Below are 21914 nucleotides of genomic sequence, written 5' to 3'. Positions count from 1 at the left end.
TTGTTTTTTTATTCACGAATTGTTATAAAACTGAGTATATGATAAGTGACGAATCATTTCACAGCATTTATATGCGAGATTGGAAAACTTCTGTATGTCCTAAAAAAGTTGTTTTGGAGAAATATATGAAAAATACAGATTTTAAGAAATTACTTAGTAGTGATTCAGACTTTGATATTAGGAATTGTGATTCTATTTATGCTTCACTAAACCAAAGAATAATTTCTCCTAATGTTACTTATATAGGTCAAATAAACTACGATATCAAATTAGTCATTGATGATAGTCTTGTGTATAGAATAACTGATATAAAAGATGGAATAGATACAGTTTCAGGAAGGTCGGGTCCAGGAAAATGGATAATAATGAATAATATAAAATCGCTTGTCATTAACGGGCATAAATTAGATAATTCTAAAACACCTCTTAGTTTTAATATTCCAACAAAACTTGGGAAGGTTATAAAGAAAAAATAAAGACGTATTTCTATCGAATCTTTTAAAAGTAATTATTATGGATACATTGAAGTTTATTAGTGCTATTGTCATAAGTTTTTTTTTAATTAATTGCAGACAAATTACTTATGAAAAAAGCGATGAGTCTTTTTATTATATTGTTTTAGAAAAGTGGAATTCATCAAAATGTCCTAAAAAAATTGTCTATGAGCGATATGTTAAGAATTCAAATTTTAAAAATAAAATTAAAAGTGATTCTGACTTTACCATTAATTGTGATGATGAATCTGCTAATAATAATCAAAGAATAATATTTCCTAATAAAAATTATATTGGAAAAGTTGATTATGATATTAGACTAATTATTGATGACAGTATTGAATATAAAATAACAGAAATACAAAGTAAAATCGATACTGTTTTCTTAGGTGGGCGACCTGGAGATTATACTATTATGAATAGTATAAAATCATTAAATATTAATGAACATCAATTAGATAATTCAATAGTTAAACAATCTGTTATTCATATTCCAAGAAAAGTTAGTATTTATATTCCAACAAAAATAGGAAAGATTATAAAGAAAAAATAAAGAAGTATTTTATATAGAATCTTTTTAAAAGTAATTATTATGGATACATTGAAGTGTATTAGTTTAATAGGGTTTATTTGTTTATTCACAAGTTGTTATAGTGACGAATATACAAAATACGAAGACTCTTTTTTTTCAATCTATTTGCGAGGATGGAATTCAATAATTTGCCCTCAAAAGGTAGTCTACAAAAAATATGTGAAAAATTCAAATTTTAAAAAACTAATTGATAGTACTTCTGGTTTTGATATAAATATTAACTGTTTACCAAAATATGATAAATTTAATAAAATCATACCAACATCACCATATAACGACCAAATGGTATTAACACCATATCTTCCTATTAATGGACAATTAAATTATGATATAAAATTAATTATTGATGACAGTCTTGAATATAAAATAACAGACATTCAAGATAAGATAGATACCATTTCCGATATAGGTAGAAAGAAATGGGTAATAATGAACAATATCAAATCACTAGTCGTAAACGGTCAAAAATTAGATAATACAAAAGCACCTCTCAATGTTGATATTCCAACAAAACTTGGGAAGGTTATAAAGAAAAGATAAAACCTATATTTCTATTGAATCATTTAAAAGTAATTATTATGGATACATTGAGATTTTATAGTTTATTGTTTGTTATTTTTTTTACAACAAGTTGTTATAGAAATGAATATGAAAAATATGATGAGTCGTTTTTTTCAATCTATCTTAAGCAATGGAATTCGCCAATCTGCCCTAAAAAAATGTTATTTGAGAAATATGTAAAAAACTCCAATTTTAAAAAATTAATTGAAAGAAATTCTGATTTTGAAATTAAAGGCTGTGAAAAAACTGAATCACAATTTAACCAAAGAATATTTTCGCCTGTTGTTTCTTACACTGGGCAAATAAATTATGATATAAGATTAATTATAGATGATAGTCTGGAATTCAAAATAACAAATATTCAAAATAAATTAGATACAATTCCAGAAAGGACTGGTCCAAAAAAATGGGTAATAATGAATTGTATTAATTCTTTAATTGTTAATAATTATGAGTTAGACAACAAAAAAACACCGCTAAATATTAAAATTCCAACAAAATTAGGAAAGGTTATAAAGAAAAAATAAAGACGTATTTCTATCGAATCTTTTAAAGTAACTAATATGGATACATTGAGATACATTATTTCAATAAGTTTTATTTTTTTATTCACGAATTGTTATAAAACTGAATATAGGAAAAGTGATGAATCATTTCAAGGAATTTATCTTAGACAATGGAATTCGTCTATATGTCCACAAAAGATCATATTTGAAAAGTATGTAAAAAATTCCAATTTTAAAAATATCATCGAAAGGGATTCCAATTTTGAAATTAGAGGTTGTGAATTAACAGAATCACAATTTAATCAAAGAATATTAAAGCCTAATGTTTCTTATATCAGTCAAATAAATTATGATATAAAATTGATTATTGATGATAGTATTGTATATAAAATAACTGACATTAAAGATGGAATAGATACAGTTTCAGTAAATTCAGGACCTGGTACATGGATGATAATGAACAATATCAAATCACTAGTCGTAAACGGTCAAAAATTAGATAATACAAAAGCAGCTCTTAATATTGATATTCCAACAAAACTAGGAAAGGTTATGAAAAGATAAAACCTATATTTCTAGTGAATCATTTAAAAGTAATTATTATGGATACATTGAGGTTTATTAGTGTAATAAGTTTATTTTATTTATTTACAAGTTGTAATGAGTACTATAAAAATGATTATTCGTTTGATGGAATATATTTAAGAGAATGGAATTCGTCTATATGTCCTAAAAAAATAGTTTTGGAGAAATATGTAAAAAAATCAAACTTTAAAAAATTGATTCAAAAAGATTCTAGCTTTAATATTGAAGGATGTGATAGAACAAATTCTAAATTTAATCAAAGGATATTTACCCCTTTCAACCTCTACTCAGGTCAAATCAATTATGATATAAAATTAATTATTGATGATAGTCTGGAATATGAAATAACTGATATCAAAAGTAAATTGGATACTACGCATTTTACATTTGCACTAGGGAAAAAATATTATATTGATAATAGAATCTACTCAATGATAATCAATGGTCATAAATTAGACAATAAAGATGCTAAAAATAACATAAGGGTTTCAACCAAAATAGCAAAGTTCATAAAGAAATAAAAAAGCAATTTCTAACTAATATCTAAAGTAATTATTATGGATACATTGAAGTTTATTAGTTTATCACTTTTCATTATTCTTTTAAATTGTAAAAGAGTCGAATATACTAAAGTAGATAAATCTTTCTATGATATTTACTTAAGAGAATGGAACTCATCAATATGCCCAAAAAAAATAGTATTTGAGAAGTATGTGAAAAACTCCAATTTTAAAAATTTAATTAATCAATATTCTGATTTTGAGGTTAAAGATTGTGATTTAATACATTTAAAATTTAATCAAAGAATACTTAGACCGAATGTTGTCTTAGTAGGACCAATAAATTATGATATACGATTGATTATCGATGATAGTATTCATTATAATATAACCAATATTATTAATGAAATAGATACTATTTTCTCCCGGGGACGCCCTGGAGATTTTACTATAATGAATAATATAAAATCCCTTGTAGTTAATGGTCATAAATTAGATAATAAAGATGCACCATTAAGTATTGAAATTCCAACAAAATTAGGAAAGGTTATAAAGAAAAAATAAGTCATATATTTCTATTTCGTCACAGGCTCGCGCGAGCGTCTCGCTCGTGAACGCACTCTTGTATATGCTGAAAAAAGCTGACATAATTATTTAATCCTAAAATAGATTTACATTTTAGATTTTGTTCATTTTTGTGCGTACGAGCGGGACGCTCGCACCAGCATGCTTTACAAACCTATTGCTCTGAAAGAGCCTTAGCAATAGCATGGTGCGAAGCACTATGAATGAAAAACGATTATAATTTTTAGCCCTGTAAGGGCAGAAGCCTAATTTCAAAAAGTGTATTTACCATATTTTACATGATGTTCTTCTGGAAAACACCTTTTTCTTTTGCCCTTTCAGTGCAATTTCCAATTTTGATTTAATTCGTAGTGTTTTGCACTACGCTATTTCTTATAGGGCTTTCAGCCCATTTTTAAAGGTTTCGAATACTTATTGTTATTCCGCACGCACGAGCATAAAAAAAACATAAATACTATAGTTTAAGAAAGTTATCATAGAAACATTGTTTTTTTTATTTTTGATGTACTTTGCGGTCACGGAAAAAATTTCCGGAATTGCGGGGTACATTTTTACATCATTTATAACTGTTTGTTAATGAGATGGTTTTTAAAAAAATAGATTCTTACATAACTACAATAAACTAAATTAACGAGGGATGATTAATATAGATTTTAAAAATGTAAAGATTAAAATTGATAAAATAATAAGCAAAGCTTTAAGCGATTATCAAAACGAAATAGAACTTATTAATATAGAAGACTGGACCCTAAAATCTCAGGAATTATTTATAGAAAGATCTTATAATACGTATAGTTCGCATAGTACGCAATTTATCAATAGTAGTTTCCCTGATATTAGTAATGCTTTAGATAGTAATGCCAGATTGCTATTGTATTTATATGCATCAGAAAAAGATCATGAGTTTAATTTGATAAAAGAAAAATTCATTACAAAAGTGAATAATGCTATTCTGGCAAAACAAGAAATCTCAGAAAATTAATCTATAAAAAAACCTCGAACTTAAAAAATTCGAGGTTTTTTGTTTATTATAAAATCATAAAACTTATTCTACATCTAGATAAGGATTTAAAATTTCGGCTAATTCGTTGAGCCAGTAAAAACTGCTTTCTAAGCTGGCTAATTCGTTTTGTGGCGTTTCGTGTTGTCTCATAACACTTAGGGCAAGTACATAATTTACTTGTCTTAATGCTTTGGCCATTCCTTTTGGGTCGATTGTGGTGTTGAAGAAATTCATTAGCCTTGTTTCGGCTTCTTTTGAAAGGGTGTTTGTACTCATATCTTACATTATTAGTGAATATAAAACCTTTGTTGCTAAGATTCAGCATTATAATCATCTAATACTGTTATCATGCTACAAAGGCAAAGTTTATTAATTTTTAATGTGAAGATTTAAGAACCGCAAATGTAGTAAAAACATCATTTAAACATGGCTTTTTTCTTATAAATTTTGATTTTTAGCCCTGATTGGAGGGAAAATCCTTTTTCTTGCTTCTTTAGCAAGGAAAAGATTTGGAAGAAAGCAGGAATAGCTCCTAAAAAGCATGGTTAAAATCTTATTCTTAAGAAATCTATTAACATAGAGTTAATTATGAAAATAAATCAAAAAATTGTATAACGACCAATTCTTACTTTTTGAGGAACTTTGATTTAATAAATTTCTGAATCACTAACCTCAAAATTTTTCAGTCATGCCAGATGCAAGAATTAAAAACGAAAAGCAATATCAAGCTCTTTTAGAAATAGGATATAGTAAAGAAAAAGCAGCCCGAATTGCCAATACGCCTGATGCAGGCGAAAAAGGCGGAAATGCAAAACCATATAATGAATGGACAAAGGAAGAATTGTACCAACAGGCACGAAAAGTTGGAATCTCTGGACGTTCGTATATGAGTAAAAAAAATCTTATCGATTCATTACGCAATAACTAGAATCCTCGCGCAAACGTAAACACATAAAAACATAGATTTTTATGTGAAAACAAGGATATAAAATATAAAGATTAAAAAAGAAAATCTGCTTAATCTGCATAATCTGCGAGAGAAAATTGCTAATGCGAGAGAAAAATCTAATAGCAATAACTAAAGTTGAATTTAAAAATAAAAAATGCCACAAAGGAGATCAATAGAATATATCGGAAATATCTTTTTTAAATCTCTATCCCGATAGTTATCGGGAGTGGCATATAATAAACAAACTATCATGAATGCAGCAGCAAAAACCGAAAAACTAATGAATCAATTGATCAAAACGCCTCATTTGGTGATCGAAAAATTAGATTTAGTTTATATCAATAATCAAAGGCTGCCAATAGAAAGATGTAAATGTGAGGATGGTTTTGTTTATAAAAAAAACGGACGCTGCATAAAACGAAAAAGCGAATTGAAACGCATTAGCAGTTTGGTGCTTCCGCCGGCTTGGGTAAACGTTCAGATATCAGATTTACCAAACGGACATTTACAAGCGGTAGGTTTAGACGATAAAAACAGAAAACAATACAGATATCATCCTAAATGGAATTTGATCAGAAATCAGACAAAATTCTATAAAATAGCAGAGTTTGGAACAAAATTACCTTTGATTCGAAAAAAAGTCGACGAAGACCTGGAAAATAAAGAATGGTCTAAAGAAAAAGTAGTCGCTCTTGTAATTAGGCTAATGGAAGAAACCCATATCAGGATTGGGAACGAAAAATATGCCAAAGACAATAAGTCTTACGGACTTTCGACTTTGAGAAAACGCCATATCAATATCAACAAAAATTCTCTGAAATTTGAATTTACGGGAAAAAAAGGAGTAAAGCACACCATTACAACCAGAAACAAACAACTGGTAAAATTGGTAAGCCGCTGCGAGGAAATTCCGGGTTGGGAAGTTTTTAAATATTATGATAAAAATGGCGAACGAAAAGTGTTGGACAGTCATATGGTAAACGAATATTTACATGAAATTTCAGGAGAATATTTTAGTGCCAAAGATTTTAGAACCTGGGCAGCATCGATTGTGTTTTTTGAAACCCTGATGGAAATAGGAACAACGACCGATGAAAAAGAAATTAAAAAAAATATTTTGACCGCTTTTGATACCACTGCAGAAGCACTTGGAAATACTAGAAATGTATGCAAGAATTATTACGTACATCCTTTATTGGTTTCGACTTATGAAGATGGTTCGATCCAGCAGTATTTTGACAGGGCAAAAAAATGCCGAAGCACCAAAGAGCATTTTTCGCATAGCGAAATTGCATTTTCAGAATTAATTCAGAACTATCAGATCAATTTATCATAATAAGGTTTTATAGTGCTAACAATATAATGTTTAGAGTTAATACATCTCTTTAAAAAGTATGAAATTTGAGTAACAAACAACAATCATTATTAACTAAAATCACAAGCTTATGTTACGTTATACAGTCATTTTTATTATTCTTGCTATCATTGCCGGAATATTTGGTTTTGGAGGAATTGCCGCCGGAGCCGCAAGTATCGCTAAAGTTTTATTCTTCATATTCTTAGTCTTATTCGTTATATCTCTAATTAGCGGAAGAAAAAGTATTTAGAACACACTCAGTAAATAAAATAACAACAAAAACGACACATATATCCAGGTAGATGTGTCGTTTGCATTTATAATTAAAATTAAAAAAAATAGATTATGGGAACTAAAAGCGGTGCTTATCAGGATGTTTACATCAAGAGAGAAGATGCAATGGTGAGCTTAAAAAACGATGTAACAGATTTCTGTGAAAAATATATAAAACCTGTTCATCCTGAAAATTGGGACTGGTCGACACGTGATTTCGAAAATCCGGATAATGACCCAACAGTTGCTGAAGCAAGAGCCATAGGAAACGTGGTTTTTAAAGATTTAAGCGATAAAAAAGAAACAGATGTAGATCTTTCGACCATGAATAATGTCGAATCTATAAAAGCATATCTAAATCCTGAAAGCAAATACGAGGCTTTTAATATGGAAGAATTTGCTTTTGCCTTAAAAGTAGAATTGGAACACGGAAAAATTAAAGATGTTAATGTCACCAATAATCATCCGTTTCTAACTGCTATGATCGCATTGGCGCATATGACCGAAACCCTGACATATTACAAAAGACTAAAAGTAATGGAAGCAGAAGGCGAAATCTATGAAATCATGCGTAAAATAGAAAAAGTAACCACAGGAAAAGACAAATTACTAGAAGACCTCATAAAAGCCGAAGAAGAACTAAAAGAAGCAAGAGCAGGACTCGCAGAACGCCTCGAAAAAATGGACGATATCCCAGTTCTTGAAATTATTGGAGATTAATTTTAAAAAGGTTTAAAAAAAGGTTCAAAGAAAGATTAGGAAATGATTTTTAAATTCATAAAAAAAGGTTCAAAGCTGCAAGCTGCTTTGAACCTTTATTCTTTAATTCTTTACTCTTTATTCTTTCATCTTTATTCTTTCTTCTTTCTTCAGTCTTTCTTAAAATTTCCTAGGATCATTATCCGGATATTCTACATCTTCTTCTTCCTGAACATCGTCTTCGATATATTCGTCTTCTTCCTCTTCATCATCGATATCTTCCAGATCATCTTCGGTTTCATTAAAGTCGTCCTCGATATCCAGAATATCAGACGGATTGTCGAGTTCGTCGTCTACATCATCGACATTTTTGCCGTTCATGTCTAACTCTTCCTCATACAAATCATCGCTGTTGGACTTTAGATCATTCTCACTATGAAAATCATCTGTTAAGTCGTCTTCATCATCAGTAAGTTCGTCCGGATTTGGTTTATTAGGATCAAAACCATTTCTAACAGTATAACCACGTTCTGCGATTTCTCTATTGTCATTATCGCTTTCTTTCATATCATCGATATCATACAATTCCTCATTCATAAGATTGTTTTTATCGGTCGTATCTTGATTCTGATTTCCAGAAACTCTGTTTCCTTTAATCATGCTGTCTTTTTGATCTGTAGTATTCATGATAATTAGTTTTAATAGTTATTATACAAATCTAATCACGAAATGAACCAATTGCATTATAGAATTTTAAAGCGTAATTGTATAATTAACAGATGATTATATTAATTTAAAACTTGGCTTAAATATTGATTTCCGGGCATAAAAAAACCGTCATGACTCATAACGGTATTTTAATTTTTAACTCAGATAGTGAGAAGCATTAATTGTCATTTCGTTCTAAATCGTCATCATCAAAATGATCTTCGTCTTCGATATGTTCCTCTTCGTCAAGATTATCAACATCAATGATTTCAAATTCCTCATCGGTATTCGTGATATAATCGTCTTCATTTACCACTTGTTCCTCATTTGGGATATTTTCATTTCTGGCAATATTGTCTCTTTTAAGAAGCGTATCGATCGCATTGTCAATTAACATTGCAGTGTCGATATCAAGATGACCTCTTTGGTATTTTTGTTGAAAATAAATTTCTGCTTCTTCGTATGTATAGTCTGTGTAAGTTTCCATTATAATGTATTTAAATTTCGATACTACAAAGCTATCTCCAATAGAAAAAAATCTTTTATAGAATTCTAAATTCTAGTTGCATAATATACAGGTGCTTAGAATGAAATTTATACGAATAATGATATAACTCACCTGATAATCAAGATAGTAATTTTATCCTGTATTAATTATCAAAAAACTATTACCATGAAAACTACAGATAGTACAAAAGAAACAACTCCTAAACAAGAAGTAAAAAAAGGAGTTACAAAACCAAAATCAAATGCCGCATCCGGACTAACAGAATTGTTTGAAGATGGGCTGAAAGACATTTATTGGGCAGAGAAAGCTTTGACAAAAGCACTGCCCTTAATGGCAAAAAATGCAACCTCTCCGGAACTGATCGATGCGATAAACAATCATCTAACCGAAACAGAGGGTCAAATCGAGCGTTTAGAGAAAGTTTTTGAACTTATAGGTAAAAAGGCATCGGCAAAAAAATGCGATGCAATGGAAGGCTTAATTGAAGAAGGAAAAGGAATTCTTGAAGAAACTGAAGTTGGAGTAGTACGCGATGCCGGAATTATTGCCGCAAGCCAAAAAATCGAACATTACGAAATTGCCACTTATGGTACCTTGAGACAATTTGCAGAAACTTTAGGTTTAACAGAAGCTGCAGCACTATTAGAGGAAACTCTTGACGAAGAAAAAGGAGCCGATAAAAAATTGACTGAAGTTGCTGTAAATGCCGTAAATCTTGAAGCTGCAGAAGCAGATTAATTTATAAAATATACAAATAAAAAAAGTGCAGCTTATGTTGCACTTTTTTTAGCTTAAGAATAAAAATAGTATAGTATGCCAGAAGGACCGTCGATATTAATTTTAAAAGAAGAAGTACAGCAATTTGAAGGGCAAAAAGTAATTGCTGCTTCCGGAAATAGTGCTATAGACATTCCGCGTCTTAAAAACAAAACCATTCGTGAATTTAAAACCTGGGGAAAACATTTCTTAATTTGTTTTGATGGTTTTACCGTCAAGATTCATTTGCTCATGTTTGGAACCTATCGCATTAATGAGCGCAAAGAAACCAAGCCAAGATTAAGCATGGTTTTTTCTAATGGGGAACTTAATTTTTATACCTGTTCTGTAAAAATCCTCGAAGGCGATATTAATGATTATTATAAATGGAATGAGGATGTGATGAGCGAAATGTGGGATCCCAAAAAAGCAAAAGACAGCCTTGATAAAACTCCCAATGAAATGATTTGCGATGCCATTTTAGACCAGAATATATTTTCAGGAGTGGGGAATATTATAAAAAATGAAGTTTTATACAGATGCAGAATTCATCCCGAATCGCTGATTGGAAAAATACCATCTGAAAAATTATATGAACTCATTTCTGAATGTTCTATTTATAGTTTTGAATTTCTTTATTGGAAGAAAAAATTTGAACTAAAACAACATTGGCTCGCTTACAGCAAAACGACATGTCTTCGCTGTAATCTTCCCATTTACAAGAAGAACACAGGAAAGAGAAATCGCAGCAGTTTTTTTTGTACCAATTGTCAAAAGTTACACATATGAAAAATCAAATTTTAATAGGCTGCTCGAGTTACAATAATAGATTTTGGAAAGGGATTTTCTACCCTGACAACCTGTCATCTTCTAAGTGGTTTGAGTTTTATTGCCAGTACTTTAGCACGTATGAGTTCAACGGAAGCTTTTATAAGTTTCCGATCGTAAGAATTTTTGAAAACTGGTATAAAAAAACACCCGAAAGTTTTATTTTTTCTGTAAAAGCACCCAAAGAAATCACTCATTTTAAAAAATTTGTGGATTGCGAAAATCTAATTTCGGAATTTTATAACGTGTGTAAAACGGGTTTAAGAGAGAAATTGGGCTGTATATTGTTTCAGTTTCCCCCAAGTTATCATTTTAGCCCTGAAAAACTCGATTTAATCATTGCTAATCTGGATTTAAAATTTAAAAATGTCATAGAATTTCGTCATGAAAGCTGGTGGAACGAAGAAGTTTGGGATGCATTCAGAACTAACAATATTACGTTCTGCAGCGTTAGTCATCCGCAATTACCGAGCACTATTTTTACAGATTTCCCCTTGATTTTCATTAGACTTCACGGAACTCCCAAGATGTTTTACTCGAGTTATTCACCTGAAGAATTACTTTATATAAAGAATGCAATAACTTCAAAATCAGCATTTGTGTATTTTAATAATACAGCAAGCGAAGCAGGGATTCTGAATGCTTTAGAGTTAAAACATATGTTGGAATGACATGTTTTGCGAAATTTTTAATTTTAACTCCGTTTGTCATTTCGACGAAGAAGAAATTCCACAATGAAAATCGACAATCTTTGCCGAATCCCGCGTGTAATTTCTCTTTCGTTGAGATGACAAAACTGGCGTTAAATTTTTACATTAAAAATTGCAAATACTTTAAGTTTTTACCCAATCTTGTCATTTCGACGAAGGAGAAATCGCATCCAATATTCTACAATATTTTTATCATCTAGTGCGATCTCTCCTTCGTATAGATGACAAAACTAGCGTTGTATTCGATGTAAAAAAGTAAATTATTTTAAGGGTTTTAACTTTGGTTTGTCATTTCGACGAAGGAAAATCACATCCAATATTCCACAATTTTTATAATCTAGTGCGATCTCTCCTTCGTCGAGATGACAAAATAAGACTCCTAATTATTGCGAAATAACTATAAAAAAAAGAATCAATTTTAAAATAAAGTATACAATTGTTGTAAGTATATTTGTATTAAAATTTAATCGTGATAAATTCCCAAAAGGCTTTCATTCTTATTATATTTATATTTTAACAAACAAATATCGATTAACTTTTTATATAGGAAAAACCAATAATTTAAAATTAAGATTGCAAAAGCACAAAGAAAATATTGAAACAAAAGCCAATACTTTTGCAGCAAAATACAACATTGAATTCTTGGTTTACTACGAAAAATTCATCTGGATTCATGATGCAATTGCAAGAGAAAAAGAGTGAAAAAATGGAGAAGAGATAAGAAAATTGAACTTATTAAAGAATCAAATCCAACTTTTGAGTTTCTTGACTTTTAAGTTTATTTATTATAAAAACATGCTTTTTTTGAATTACTAGTGTGATATCTCCTTCGTCGAGATGACAAAAGTAACGTTGTAGTTAGGTCAAAAAAACGTAAATTATTTAAAGAATTTTAACTCAGTTTGTCATTTCGACGAAGGAGAAATCGCATCTGATATTCTACAATATTTTATCATCTAGTGTGATATCTCCTTCGTCGAGATGACAAAACTAACGCTGCATTCAAGCAAAAAAAAACGCAAGGTTGCAAAGATTTATTTCTTTGCAACCTTGCGTTAATTATAGTAAACTTTGTGGTAAAATCTTTTTAATAAAAAACTATAATTTCAAGTTTCCTTCAATACCGTCATCCATGGTTTTACCACTTACAAAAGCAGCGGCCATTTTTGCAATAGCGACCATTTTTCCGTTTTTATTATTCCAGTAATATCCATCTTCCGGAACCACTTTTATCACACTCAAATTTGGATCATCTTCACCTCCCGGCATCCAGACTTTGACAATTGGATCCCATAATTCTTTTATTTTTTCCCTGTCATACGAGATACTTGCAGTCCCGTGTAAAGTCAGGAATTTATCGTGTGGTTCAGAGAAGAATAATTCAACTTGCGGATTAAGACTAATCTCAGCATTTTGACTGCTGTTTCTGTCTGATAAAAACCAAAGCTGGCCCAAATCATCTATTTTCTGAACAGACATTGGACGTGACTGAAGTCTGTATTCATTATAAGTACAAAACATGCACGTTTTTATGTTTTCTGCAAGATCTTTTATTTTATCTACAGCAAATTCGTTTGTAAGGTCTTTATGATCTCCCATGGCTTTATATTTTAAAAATTTATAGAATATTTTTTATAAAATTCTCATTTAATGATGATTAAAAATCAAGGATATTACGAGAATTCTATTAATAGTAAAGTTGCCATTTTTATACTTTTTGAGCTTACATAATTAAATTTTTAAATTATGAGATTTCAATTATTAATATTTTTAGGCATATTAAAAAAACCAATTGATTTTATCTATTAATTTGGTTATCTTTGGAGCAGGAAAAAAAACCTAATTTATAAAATACCATATGACTGATTTTACTATTTTTTATACTGATGATGATGAAGATGATTTGAGCATTTTTGCTGATGCAGTAGAATCATTGCCTAAAAAAATAAGACTTCAGACATATACCGGAGGTGAAAAGTTATTGAATGCAATTTACAATCCACCGCCAACACCTCATGTAGTTTTTTTAGATTTGAATATGCCCGGCAAAAATGGGTTTGATGTTCTGACAGAACTTCGAAATTCTGAGGTACAAAATGATATTCCTGTGATTATTTTTTCTACATCAAACGAGCCAAGTATAATAGAAAAATGCCGCACTTTAGGTGCGAATTTGTTTATCACAAAGCCAATTTTAATGAAGGATATTATAAAATCTATTGATCATGCACTTGAAATCGATTGGAAAAAATTTAGTCCAACCGATAAGAACTTTGTCTATAAGTCATAATTCACCTGTTACAAATCCGGAATGTAAATATCAAAAGTAGCGCCTTTGTCTTTTATGCCACTGGCAGTAATGATTCCTTTATGGTTTTCTACAATCTTTTTTACAATTGCCAGTCCAATTCCGGTTCCTGCAAATTCACTTTCTGTATTTAAACGTTGGAATACTTCAAAAATACGCTCATTGTATTCTGGATCAAAGCCAATTCCGTTATCAGAAATTTGAAGATGATAATATAATTTATCAGGAAAATCAACAGTTTCTTTTATTTCATAGCCTTTTACTAAATTTGCTTTTACTTCGATAACAGGTGTAACGCCATTTTTAGCGAATTTTAGCGCGTTTCCAATCAAATTATGTAATAACTGTCTAAACTGAAACGGAATAATAGTTGCTTCGCCTAAAGGGTCAAAATGAATCTGGGCATTTTTTTCTTCAATACGTTCAGAAAAATCACTTTTTACCTCCTCGGCAATATCATCAAGATTTGATTTTACAAAAACTCTATCGGCTGAATTTGTTCTTGAATAGGCTAAAAGATCCTGAATTAAAGTCTGCATTCTTTTGGCTGAAACTTCAATTCGGCTTAAATATGTTTTGGCTTTCGGCGAAATATTCTGTTCATCCAAATCGGACAATCGGCTTGCAAAAGTCTGGATTTTTCTAAGAGGTTCCTGCAAATCATGACTTGAAATATAGGCAAAAGACTGCAGCTCGATATTCATATTGATCAGGTCCCTATTTTTGCTCTCCAGTTCTTCAGTACGTTCAGAAACTTCTTTTTCGAGTTGATTTGTAAAATTCTTCTGGTCCTGAATATCAGTACTTGTACCAACCCACATTTCTATCTTTCCTTCGGTATTTTTTTGTGCAATTGCACGACTTAATTGCCACCTGTATTCGCCATCATAACGGCGAAAACGATGTTCTATCAAAAAGTCATTTCCAGTTTTTATAGATTCCATCCAGGCATTTACATTATCTTCGCGATCATCAGGATGCACGATTTGAAGCCATCCATATTTATCGACATCTTTTTGCGTTATTCCGGAGTAAGTAAAAACAGACTGGTTAAAATAATTAAGATTTCCCATTGGGTCACTCGTCCAGATATGCTGTGGCATAGAATCAGCAAGAAGCCTGAATTTTTCTTCGCTTTTTATCAAGGTTTCCTGGTTATTTTTTTCATCTGTAATATCCATGACCGTCCCAAGCATTTTTATAGGATGTTTATTTTCGTCAAAAAATATCTTGCCATGCGCCCTGATCCAGACAATAGAAGTATCCGGTTTAATAAAACGCGATTCATATTTGTAAATACTAGTTCTAAGTGCCCTGTGATATGCTTCTTCTAATATTGGTTTGTCATCAGGATGTATCTGACCCTGAATTTGTGCGCGTGTAAGTTTTGTTGTTTTTTCATATCCAAAAACAATAGCCAGATTTTCAGAATAAATCAATTCCTGAGTAGGAACATTTAAGTCCCAAGTTGCAATCTGGGCAATTTCTGAAGCTAAGCGTGCACGTTCTTCTGCATCTTCTACTTTTTTGCGGGCTTCTACTTTTGCAGTTACATCATTTACTGTAACCATAACCCCTGAAGCTTCTCCGTCTTTTTCAAGAAGCGGAGTGTATTGATAATCCAGATAAAATTTTTTGAGTTCGCCTTTGATATTCACATAAGCCAGTGATTCATTTTCACGAACAATTTTTTTATTCTGAACCACCTGATCCAGTAATTCCGGATATTTTTGTTCCAGTAATTCCGGAAATACCTCCAGAATTGGTTTTCCAATGGTTTCGCTTTTCTTTTTTTGCCAAATGGTTTTTCTCATGGCATTATTGGCCATTTCGATAATATGATCTTTCCCTCTAAAAATTGCCATCGCAATAGGAGAATCTGTGACCAATTTTCTAAATGCTTTTTCGCTTTCGGTTAAAAGATGTCTTGCTTTTACAGCTTCTGTAACTTCATGTGATACAATAATAACACCTTCAATACTATCGTTTTCATCTTTTAAAGGATGGAAAACTAAATTAAAATAACAAAGTTCCTGTTTGCCGTATCGGTTTAAAGTTACCTCTAATTCATCTGTATAATACGGAACTCCATCTTCATAAACCTTTAATAGCAAAGGCAAAACTCTGTCTTTAGCCTCAGGAACAGAGGAAAAAACAGGTTTATTAAGGATCTCATCTTCAGTTTTATCAATTATTTGAAGGTAAGTAGAATTGGCCATTTCGATAACTAAATCAGCGCCTTTAAGAATTGCTATTCCCAACGGAAGCTGCTTTACGCTATGCCTGAATCGTTTATCACTTTCTTCAACAGCTGTTCTCGCAACAACTTGTATCGTAACATCATTTGCAATTGCAACAATTCCTGAAATCGTACCGTCAGGTTCTTTTAATGCTTCATAAACTACATTGATAAAAGTGTTTTCGACTTTGCCTTTACGGTTTATTTTAACCGGAAGTTCGTAAGCTGTAAATCGTTCTCCGGTAGTATAAACCTTTAGTAAAATTTCTTCAAGACCCTGACCTGTAACTTCCGGCAACGCTTCAAAAATGGGTTTGTTTATAACCTGATCTATATTTCGCTCCCAAATTTCGAGCATTAGTTCGTTTGCAATTTCAACAACATAATCCTTGCCTCTAAAAATGCACATAGCATTTGGAGTTTGTAAAATATTATTTAAGTAGCGTTCATTACTGTTTTCTAAATTTTTAAGTATAGATACATTATCTGTAGTTTCATTACAGATAACGAGTACACCATCTATTTTTCCCTGATCATTATTTACGGGACTATAACTAAATGTCCAGTAAACATCTTCCATTTTTCCGTTTCTGTAAATGGGCAATAGTTGGTTTTCATGCCAGGTTGCTTCACCTTGTGTAAGAACCTGATCGATTAGTGGTTTTATAAAATCCCAGATTTCAGGCCAGAAATCAGAACCTTTTTCTCCTAATATTAACGGATGTTTCCCGTCGTTTCCCAAGCTGGGACGATAAGCATCATTGTAAAAACAAATATGTTCCGGACCCCAAAACAAAAACATTGGAAATTTTGAGTTTAAAAGAATTCCTAATGTTGTACGCAAACTTTGTGGCCAGGTTTCAACAGGACCAATTGGGGATTTATTCCAGTCTTTGGCACGCATTAAAGTGCCCATTTCGCCTCCATTAGCAAGAAAATCTTGATTTGTAGTACTCATTAAAAAGGTATTTCGTTTTGGTTTAAAACAATAAAGCTAATTCAATTGATAGAATTATTATATCACGCTTTCAGAATAATTGTTAAAATTAGTGAAATATTTATTGATTTTATTTTGAATTTTTGAATGAGCTAATTTTTAAATCAATTGAGTTAATTTTATCTGTTACTATTGATGAAATTTGAATATATAATAGATTGTAAAAAATCTTTAATTTAATAAAATCATGAAAAAGGAACAAAAACACGAAACCGACTATATAAAGAAATATCAGGACGAAGGGTATATGACTAATTATTTGTTTGAAAATGGTTGCCTAATCGATTCAGAGTCAAAATATGCCTATAAGCCGGATGAGATTTTTATTGTAGCCCATCATCGATACGAAGGTATGAGTGATCCTGATGATATGTCGATTTTATATATAATAGAAACAAAGGATCAAAAAAAAGGAACCCATTTAATAGGATACGGCCCAACAGCAGACCTGGAAGAAGCTGAATTTTTTAAAGATATACCGAAGGCAAATTATTCTAAAAATGCCGACATAAACGAACTTACATAGATAAGTATTTTTTATTTTGCTGGGGAGCAGTTGTTTCAGATTTATCTGGGGCAGCTGCTTTTTTTTATAAGAAGAAAGAATATAGAGGAAAGAATATAGAGGAAAGAATATAGAGAAAAGATGATAGAAGCAAGATTATAGAGGAAAGAGTATAGAAACAAGATTGCAGGTAATGATGATGTTCTTATAGAAAATTACATGATATCAAAAACACTTAATAATTCATAGCTTACAATTCGTCATTAAAATCTCATTTTTTATAAAAAAGACTGTTGTAATAATTATGAAATATCTGACTGAAATTGTATAAAGATTTGATTGACAATATTTCTGAAATTTGAATTATCAAAATAAGATAAAAAACCAAAACTAATATTTGTACGTAAATAAATACAAACCAGTTTTATTAAACCAGACCAATATGAAAAAACTATACTTAAATACAGGACGATTTGATACTATTTTTAATGATCTTAAAGATAGTTTTGATGGTGAATTGATCACCAATAATAACGAATACAATTTGATCATAAAATCTAAATGGGCAAAAGGAACTATCAGCGGAGTTTGTTTGGATAACAGAATGTCGCATTTGAATTTTGACCTTGTATTAAATCAGGATGTAAGTCTGAGTATGGAATCTTTTCAATCAGCGCCAATATTTTTCGTGTATTGCGAAAACGGAAAACTATCACATAGTTTTGGTGCAAATGGGGAGAAAAAGAGTCTTAAAAACAATCAAACGGGGGTTTTGAGTAATACTTCGGTTATAAATAGTGTACTTTATTTTGAAAGTCACAAACGCATTCAGTTCTCCTTAATTGGAGTACCAACGGTTATAAGCACAGAAGATGAGAATTTTGAAATGATCTCTCAGTTAAAGACAAGATTCATGAACCAATCCGGAAACTATGTGTATACAGGAGCAGAGAATTTAAAAATTGTCGAGAAATGGCAGGAACTTAAAGCGCTTCCGCAACAAGGAATCGTTAGAAATTTACTTAAAAAAGTAATATTAGAAGAAATTGTAGATATGGAGATAGCTCAACATAGTTATAACTACATTAAAACATTTGAACCTATTTTGAATTTGGCCACAAAGCAAATTAATGAAATAAAAAGAATTTCGAATATCAATATTTCGGATGTAATCAATGCTGCAGGATTAGCCGGTCGACACTATTTGCCACGTATTTTTAAAGAAAAATACCATTTATCATATAAGCCATACAATCAAAAACTAGCTAGCTAATAAGCATTATATATCACTTCTGCATTTACGAAAAAAACAGCTTTTACCGAGCTGTTTTTTTTATTCAATATATTTAAAAAAGGATTTTTTAAACACAATCCTTCAGTACCTTAGCCTCTTAGAACCTTAGTAACTTAGTGCCTTTTTAAGAAACTCATTCCTTTTCATAATAAATAATAAAATAAACCATGATTAAGTTCAGACATAATGAAACACTGTTGGTGAGTATAATGGGCAAATCTTCTTTTAAGATGCCGTAGATAATCCAGACCAGTATTCCAAAAGTAAGGATACCAAAGGTTTTAAGCGAAATTTGCTTTACCTTTTTTGTTTTCCAAACTTTTATAATTTGCGGAATTACAGATATCGTAACACAAGTTCCGGCAAAAAGCCCAACAGCATCGATTAAATTCATTTTTTTAGTTTTTAGTTTCTAAGTGACTGAGTGACTAAGTGACTAAGTTTTTTTTTAAATCGCATAATTCAGATGGTTATTCAGGAGCAAAGTTGTCTTTTTAATTGTAGGAGTTTATTTTAAGAGTTAGTAAGATGAAAAAACTTAGCAACTTAGTACCTCAGAACCTTAGTAACTCTAAAAAAAACTTATCCGCCAATCATTTCGCCTCCATTAATATGAATAAATTGTCCGGTGATATAACTGCTGTCCTGACACGCCAGGAATACATAAGCAGGAGCAACTTCTGAGGGTTGACCGGCTCTTTCCATCGGATTATCTTTTCCAAAATCAGATAAATTATCAAAACTGGCAACGATCAATGGTGTCCAGATAGGACCGGGGGCAACGCCATTTACTCTTATTTTCTTTTTGGCAAGCATTGTAGATAATGATCTGGTAAAGCTTACGATTGCGCCTTTTGTGCTGGCATAATCAGCCAGATGCTCACTGCCGCGATATGCTGTGACAGAACTTGTGTTAATAATAGTATCACCTTCTGTAAGAAATGGCAACGCTGCTTTTGTAATATAAAAATACGGATAAATATTAGTTTCAAATGTTTTATGAAGCTGTGCAGTAGTAATGCTTTCGAATTCAGTTTGAGGAAATTGTACAGCTGCATTATTAACTATAATATTTATTTTTTTAAATGTGGTATAACATTTTTTTACGGCACTTTTACAGAATTTCTCATCCTTTAGATCTCCGCTTATAATTAGGCATTCCCTGCCTTCTTTCTCAATAAGTGCTTTGGTATCTTTCGCATCTTTATCTTCTTTAAGGTAAACAATGGCAATATTAGCACCTTCTCTCGCAAAATGTACAGCAACACTACGGCCAATACCGCTGTCTCCGCCGGTTATAAAGGCAACTTTGCCCAATAGTTTTCCGCTTCCAACATAATTTTCTCTAATGATTTCAGGCTCAGGATTCATTTGATGTTCGTTACCCGGAAGATTTTGCTTTTGCTCCGGAAATGTTTTTATCGTTTTCATAATACTTACTTTAGAGTTAATCATTAGTTTAAAAATAAGGATTGTATGCTGAAAACATTAACTGAAATAAATCTAAAATTGTCTCAATAAAACTTATAGAATTATCATTTATAGCGGGGATTCAACATGGGAATTATGTAACTAATTTCATATCCTATAAAAGTGGTTTCTTCTTTTTTTTTATAAATTTGAAAGTTTTGCCAATGACACTAATATTAGGATCAGATAGTATTAAATATCATTCTCTAAAAAGATTTCAAACTAAAAAAACAAGTTTTATACATAACACTTTTACTCCCCCACAACAGTATGGTATTAATCGTAGACGATATAAAGGCAAATATTATTGCCCTTAAAAAAACATTAGAGCTGCATAATATTGAAGTAGATACTGCTGAGTCTGGAGAAGAAGCCCTGAAGAAAATCCTGAAAACAAGTTACTGTCTTATTATCATGGACGTTCAAATGCCGGGACTTGACGGTTTTGAAGTAGTCAAAATACTTTCAGGCAATAAACGAACAAAAGACATTCCGGTTATATTTTTATCAGCATTAAATATTGAGAAAAAATATATTTTTAAAGGATATGAAACCGGTGCTGTAGAATATATTACCAAACCTGTAGATACAGATTTGCTGATATTAAAAGTAAAAACTTTCATTAAAATTTACGAGCAGCAAAATGAATTAAAAGGCATAAAAGAGCTGCTTTCTAAAGAGATAAAAATCAGAAAAGAAGCACAGGATAATCTCGAAATTAAAATCGCTGAAAGAACCAAAGAACTGGTTTCGAAAAACGAAGAATTAGAGATGAAAAATCACGAACTGCAACAATTTTCCTGGGTCGTTTCGCATGATTTAAATGAACCCATCCGGAAAATACAGATTTTTATAAAAATCATTAAAGAGCTTTATCTCGCTGATGATGCCAAAGCAATCGATTATGTAGATCGTACGATTAAATCAGCTGAAAGAATGCAGACTTTAATTACCGATTTGTTAGCCTATTCGAGATTATCATCTCAGGTAAAACCAGAATCTACAGACTTAAATGTTGTATTACAAGAAGTACTTTCGGATTTTGATTACCTGATCGAAAGAAAAAATGCTACTATAAAAACAAGTGAACTTCCTACGATAGATAGTATCCCGAGTCAGCTAAGGCAGGTTTTTCAGAATTTGATAGGAAATGCACTAAAGTTCTCCGGAAATTCTCAACATCCTTTAATCGAAATTACTTCTGAATTAATTTCAGAAAAATCTTTTGAGAGTTCAGCTTCACGTGATGGTAAATTTTGCAGAATCACGGTAAAAGATAACGGAATAGGTTTTGATGAAATTTACCTTGATCGAATATTCATTATTTTTCAAAGTTTAAACGATCGTCAATCTTATGAAGGAACCGGAATTGGATTAGCAATCGCTAAAAAAATTATCGAAAAACACAACGGATTAATCACCGCAAAAAGTCAGGTTGGCCATGGTGCCAGTTTTATTATTATACTCCCTTTAAAATACGAATAATT

Annotated in this window: 27 protein-coding genes; 20 read left to right on the top strand and 7 right to left on the bottom strand. The window is 31.1% G+C overall.

From position 1 onward, the window contains the following. The first annotated feature begins 38 nt into the window (after positions 1 to 38). The 8 genes from BXU01_RS01510 to BXU01_RS01475 all read left to right on the top strand — a co-directional run bounded on the left by BXU01_RS01510 (position 39) and on the right by BXU01_RS01475 (position 4805). Positions 39 to 476, top strand: coding sequence for a hypothetical protein (locus tag BXU01_RS01510; RefSeq protein WP_083691387.1), 438 nt, complete (start codon positions 39 to 41; stop codon positions 474 to 476). Between the two features lie 37 nt (positions 477 to 513). Continuing rightward, the gene (locus BXU01_RS01505) at positions 514 to 1047 is read left to right on the top strand and encodes a hypothetical protein (RefSeq protein WP_083691386.1); all 534 of its coding nucleotides are present in this window, start codon (positions 514 to 516) and stop codon (positions 1045 to 1047) included. Positions 1048 to 1086: 39 nt separating this feature from the next. Further along, on the top strand, positions 1087 to 1626 hold the full coding sequence (locus tag BXU01_RS01500) for a hypothetical protein (protein ID WP_055097855.1): 540 nt from the start codon (positions 1087 to 1089) through the stop codon (positions 1624 to 1626). 38 nt (positions 1627 to 1664) lie between these two features. After that, positions 1665 to 2174 carry a hypothetical protein gene (locus BXU01_RS01495; protein WP_055097854.1) on the top strand — a complete coding sequence of 170 codons (510 nt, stop codon included), beginning with the start codon at positions 1665 to 1667 and terminating at the stop codon, positions 2172 to 2174. A gap of 36 nt (positions 2175 to 2210) precedes the next feature. Beyond that, positions 2211 to 2717 carry a hypothetical protein gene (locus BXU01_RS01490; protein WP_055097853.1) on the top strand — a complete coding sequence of 169 codons (507 nt, stop codon included), beginning with the start codon at positions 2211 to 2213 and terminating at the stop codon, positions 2715 to 2717. A gap of 38 nt (positions 2718 to 2755) precedes the next feature. Further along, positions 2756 to 3259: a hypothetical protein gene (locus BXU01_RS01485; protein ID WP_083691385.1), complete on the top strand. Its 504-nt coding sequence runs from the start codon at positions 2756 to 2758 to the stop codon at positions 3257 to 3259. 36 nt (positions 3260 to 3295) lie between these two features. Further along, positions 3296 to 3802 carry a hypothetical protein gene (locus BXU01_RS01480; protein ID WP_083691384.1) on the top strand — a complete coding sequence of 169 codons (507 nt, stop codon included), beginning with the start codon at positions 3296 to 3298 and terminating at the stop codon, positions 3800 to 3802. 658 nt (positions 3803 to 4460) lie between these two features. After that, positions 4461 to 4805, top strand: a complete 345-nt coding sequence (locus tag BXU01_RS01475) for a hypothetical protein (RefSeq protein ID WP_083691383.1) — start codon at positions 4461 to 4463, stop codon at positions 4803 to 4805. 63 nt (positions 4806 to 4868) lie between these two features. Here the strand turns inward: BXU01_RS01475 and BXU01_RS01470 are convergent, their stop codons facing one another. Continuing rightward, entirely contained in the window at positions 4869 to 5102 is a 234-nt protein-coding gene (locus BXU01_RS01470) for a hypothetical protein (protein ID WP_083691382.1), read from the bottom strand. A 412-nt stretch (positions 5103 to 5514) separates the two neighbouring features. Between BXU01_RS01470 and BXU01_RS01465 the strand changes: the two genes are divergently transcribed. From BXU01_RS01465 to BXU01_RS01450, 4 genes are all read left to right on the top strand, one after another. Further along, a complete protein-coding gene (locus BXU01_RS01465) occupies positions 5515 to 5754 on the top strand; it encodes a hypothetical protein (protein WP_055097844.1) in 240 nt (79 codons plus the stop codon). A 271-nt stretch (positions 5755 to 6025) separates the two neighbouring features. Continuing rightward, positions 6026 to 7111 (top strand): DNA topoisomerase IB, encoded by a 1086-nt coding sequence (locus BXU01_RS01460; RefSeq protein ID WP_055097843.1) that lies wholly within the window; start codon positions 6026 to 6028, stop codon positions 7109 to 7111. 109 nt (positions 7112 to 7220) lie between these two features. Further along, a complete protein-coding gene (locus BXU01_RS01455; protein WP_083691381.1) occupies positions 7221 to 7382 on the top strand; it encodes a DUF1328 family protein in 162 nt (53 codons plus the stop codon). A 95-nt stretch (positions 7383 to 7477) separates the two neighbouring features. Continuing rightward, on the top strand, positions 7478 to 8125 hold the full coding sequence (locus BXU01_RS01450; RefSeq protein WP_083691380.1) for a DUF5661 family protein: 648 nt from the start codon (positions 7478 to 7480) through the stop codon (positions 8123 to 8125). A gap of 159 nt (positions 8126 to 8284) precedes the next feature. On the opposite strand, the gene BXU01_RS23595 is transcribed toward BXU01_RS01450, so the two are convergent. Next, positions 8285 to 8791 carry a hypothetical protein gene (locus BXU01_RS23595; protein WP_165689749.1) on the bottom strand — a complete coding sequence of 169 codons (507 nt, stop codon included), beginning with the start codon at positions 8789 to 8791 and terminating at the stop codon, positions 8285 to 8287. 199 nt (positions 8792 to 8990) lie between these two features. Then, a complete protein-coding gene (locus BXU01_RS01440; RefSeq protein ID WP_083691379.1) occupies positions 8991 to 9299 on the bottom strand; it encodes a hypothetical protein in 309 nt (102 codons plus the stop codon). A gap of 186 nt (positions 9300 to 9485) precedes the next feature. On the opposite strand from BXU01_RS01440, the gene BXU01_RS01435 reads away from it, so the two are divergent. The 4 genes from BXU01_RS01435 to BXU01_RS01420 all read left to right on the top strand — a co-directional run bounded on the left by BXU01_RS01435 (position 9486) and on the right by BXU01_RS01420 (position 12316). Further along, complete coding sequence (locus BXU01_RS01435) at positions 9486 to 10058, top strand: ferritin-like domain-containing protein (protein WP_083691378.1); 573 nt, start codon at positions 9486 to 9488, stop codon at positions 10056 to 10058. A 75-nt stretch (positions 10059 to 10133) separates the two neighbouring features. Beyond that, on the top strand, positions 10134 to 10865 hold the full coding sequence (locus BXU01_RS01430; protein ID WP_083691377.1) for a DNA-formamidopyrimidine glycosylase family protein: 732 nt from the start codon (positions 10134 to 10136) through the stop codon (positions 10863 to 10865). Then, entirely contained in the window at positions 10862 to 11575 is a 714-nt protein-coding gene (locus BXU01_RS01425; RefSeq protein WP_083691376.1) for a DUF72 domain-containing protein, read from the top strand. The genes BXU01_RS01430 and BXU01_RS01425 overlap by 4 nt, the downstream gene beginning before the upstream one ends. 432 nt (positions 11576 to 12007) lie before the next feature. Further along, the gene (locus BXU01_RS01420) at positions 12008 to 12316 is read left to right on the top strand and encodes a GIY-YIG nuclease family protein (RefSeq protein ID WP_369819524.1); all 309 of its coding nucleotides are present in this window, start codon (positions 12008 to 12010) and stop codon (positions 12314 to 12316) included. Between the two features lie 396 nt (positions 12317 to 12712). Here BXU01_RS01420 and BXU01_RS01415 read toward each other — a convergent pair whose 3' ends face one another. Further along, positions 12713 to 13213: a pyridoxamine 5'-phosphate oxidase family protein gene (locus tag BXU01_RS01415; protein WP_055097833.1), complete on the bottom strand. Its 501-nt coding sequence runs from the start codon at positions 13211 to 13213 to the stop codon at positions 12713 to 12715. A 259-nt stretch (positions 13214 to 13472) separates the two neighbouring features. Between BXU01_RS01415 and BXU01_RS01410 the strand changes: the two genes are divergently transcribed. Continuing rightward, positions 13473 to 13904 (top strand): response regulator, encoded by a 432-nt coding sequence (locus BXU01_RS01410; protein ID WP_083691375.1) that lies wholly within the window; start codon positions 13473 to 13475, stop codon positions 13902 to 13904. Positions 13905 to 13912: 8 nt separating this feature from the next. Here the strand turns inward: BXU01_RS01410 and BXU01_RS01405 are convergent, their stop codons facing one another. Further along, a complete protein-coding gene (locus BXU01_RS01405) occupies positions 13913 to 17119 on the bottom strand; it encodes a PAS domain-containing protein (protein WP_083691374.1) in 3207 nt (1068 codons plus the stop codon). Positions 17120 to 17345: 226 nt separating this feature from the next. Between BXU01_RS01405 and BXU01_RS01400 the strand changes: the two genes are divergently transcribed. Together BXU01_RS01400 and BXU01_RS01395 are read left to right on the top strand one after the other, a co-directional pair. Beyond that, positions 17346 to 17684, top strand: coding sequence for a hypothetical protein (locus tag BXU01_RS01400; RefSeq protein WP_083691373.1), 339 nt, complete (start codon positions 17346 to 17348; stop codon positions 17682 to 17684). 421 nt (positions 17685 to 18105) lie between these two features. Then, complete coding sequence (locus tag BXU01_RS01395) at positions 18106 to 18936, top strand: hypothetical protein (protein ID WP_083691858.1); 831 nt, start codon at positions 18106 to 18108, stop codon at positions 18934 to 18936. Between the two features lie 154 nt (positions 18937 to 19090). Here the strand turns inward: BXU01_RS01395 and BXU01_RS01390 are convergent, their stop codons facing one another. Both BXU01_RS01390 and BXU01_RS01385 read right to left on the bottom strand, forming a co-directional pair. Continuing rightward, positions 19091 to 19351, bottom strand: coding sequence for a SemiSWEET family sugar transporter (locus tag BXU01_RS01390; RefSeq protein ID WP_083691372.1), 261 nt, complete (start codon positions 19349 to 19351; stop codon positions 19091 to 19093). Positions 19352 to 19539: 188 nt separating this feature from the next. Then, on the bottom strand, positions 19540 to 20388 hold the full coding sequence (locus tag BXU01_RS01385) for an SDR family oxidoreductase (RefSeq protein WP_083691371.1): 849 nt from the start codon (positions 20386 to 20388) through the stop codon (positions 19540 to 19542). A 309-nt stretch (positions 20389 to 20697) separates the two neighbouring features. Here BXU01_RS01385 and BXU01_RS01380 point away from each other — a divergent pair, with 309 nt between their 5' ends. Next, on the top strand, positions 20698 to 21912 hold the full coding sequence (locus tag BXU01_RS01380; RefSeq protein WP_083691370.1) for a response regulator: 1215 nt from the start codon (positions 20698 to 20700) through the stop codon (positions 21910 to 21912). Positions 21913 to 21914 lie beyond the last annotated feature (2 nt).

The organism is [Flexibacter] sp. ATCC 35103 (assembly GCF_001975985.1).
Classification (GTDB): domain Bacteria; phylum Bacteroidota; class Bacteroidia; order Flavobacteriales; family Flavobacteriaceae; genus Flavobacterium.
This window is presented reverse-complemented; position numbering and strand designations above follow the sequence as displayed.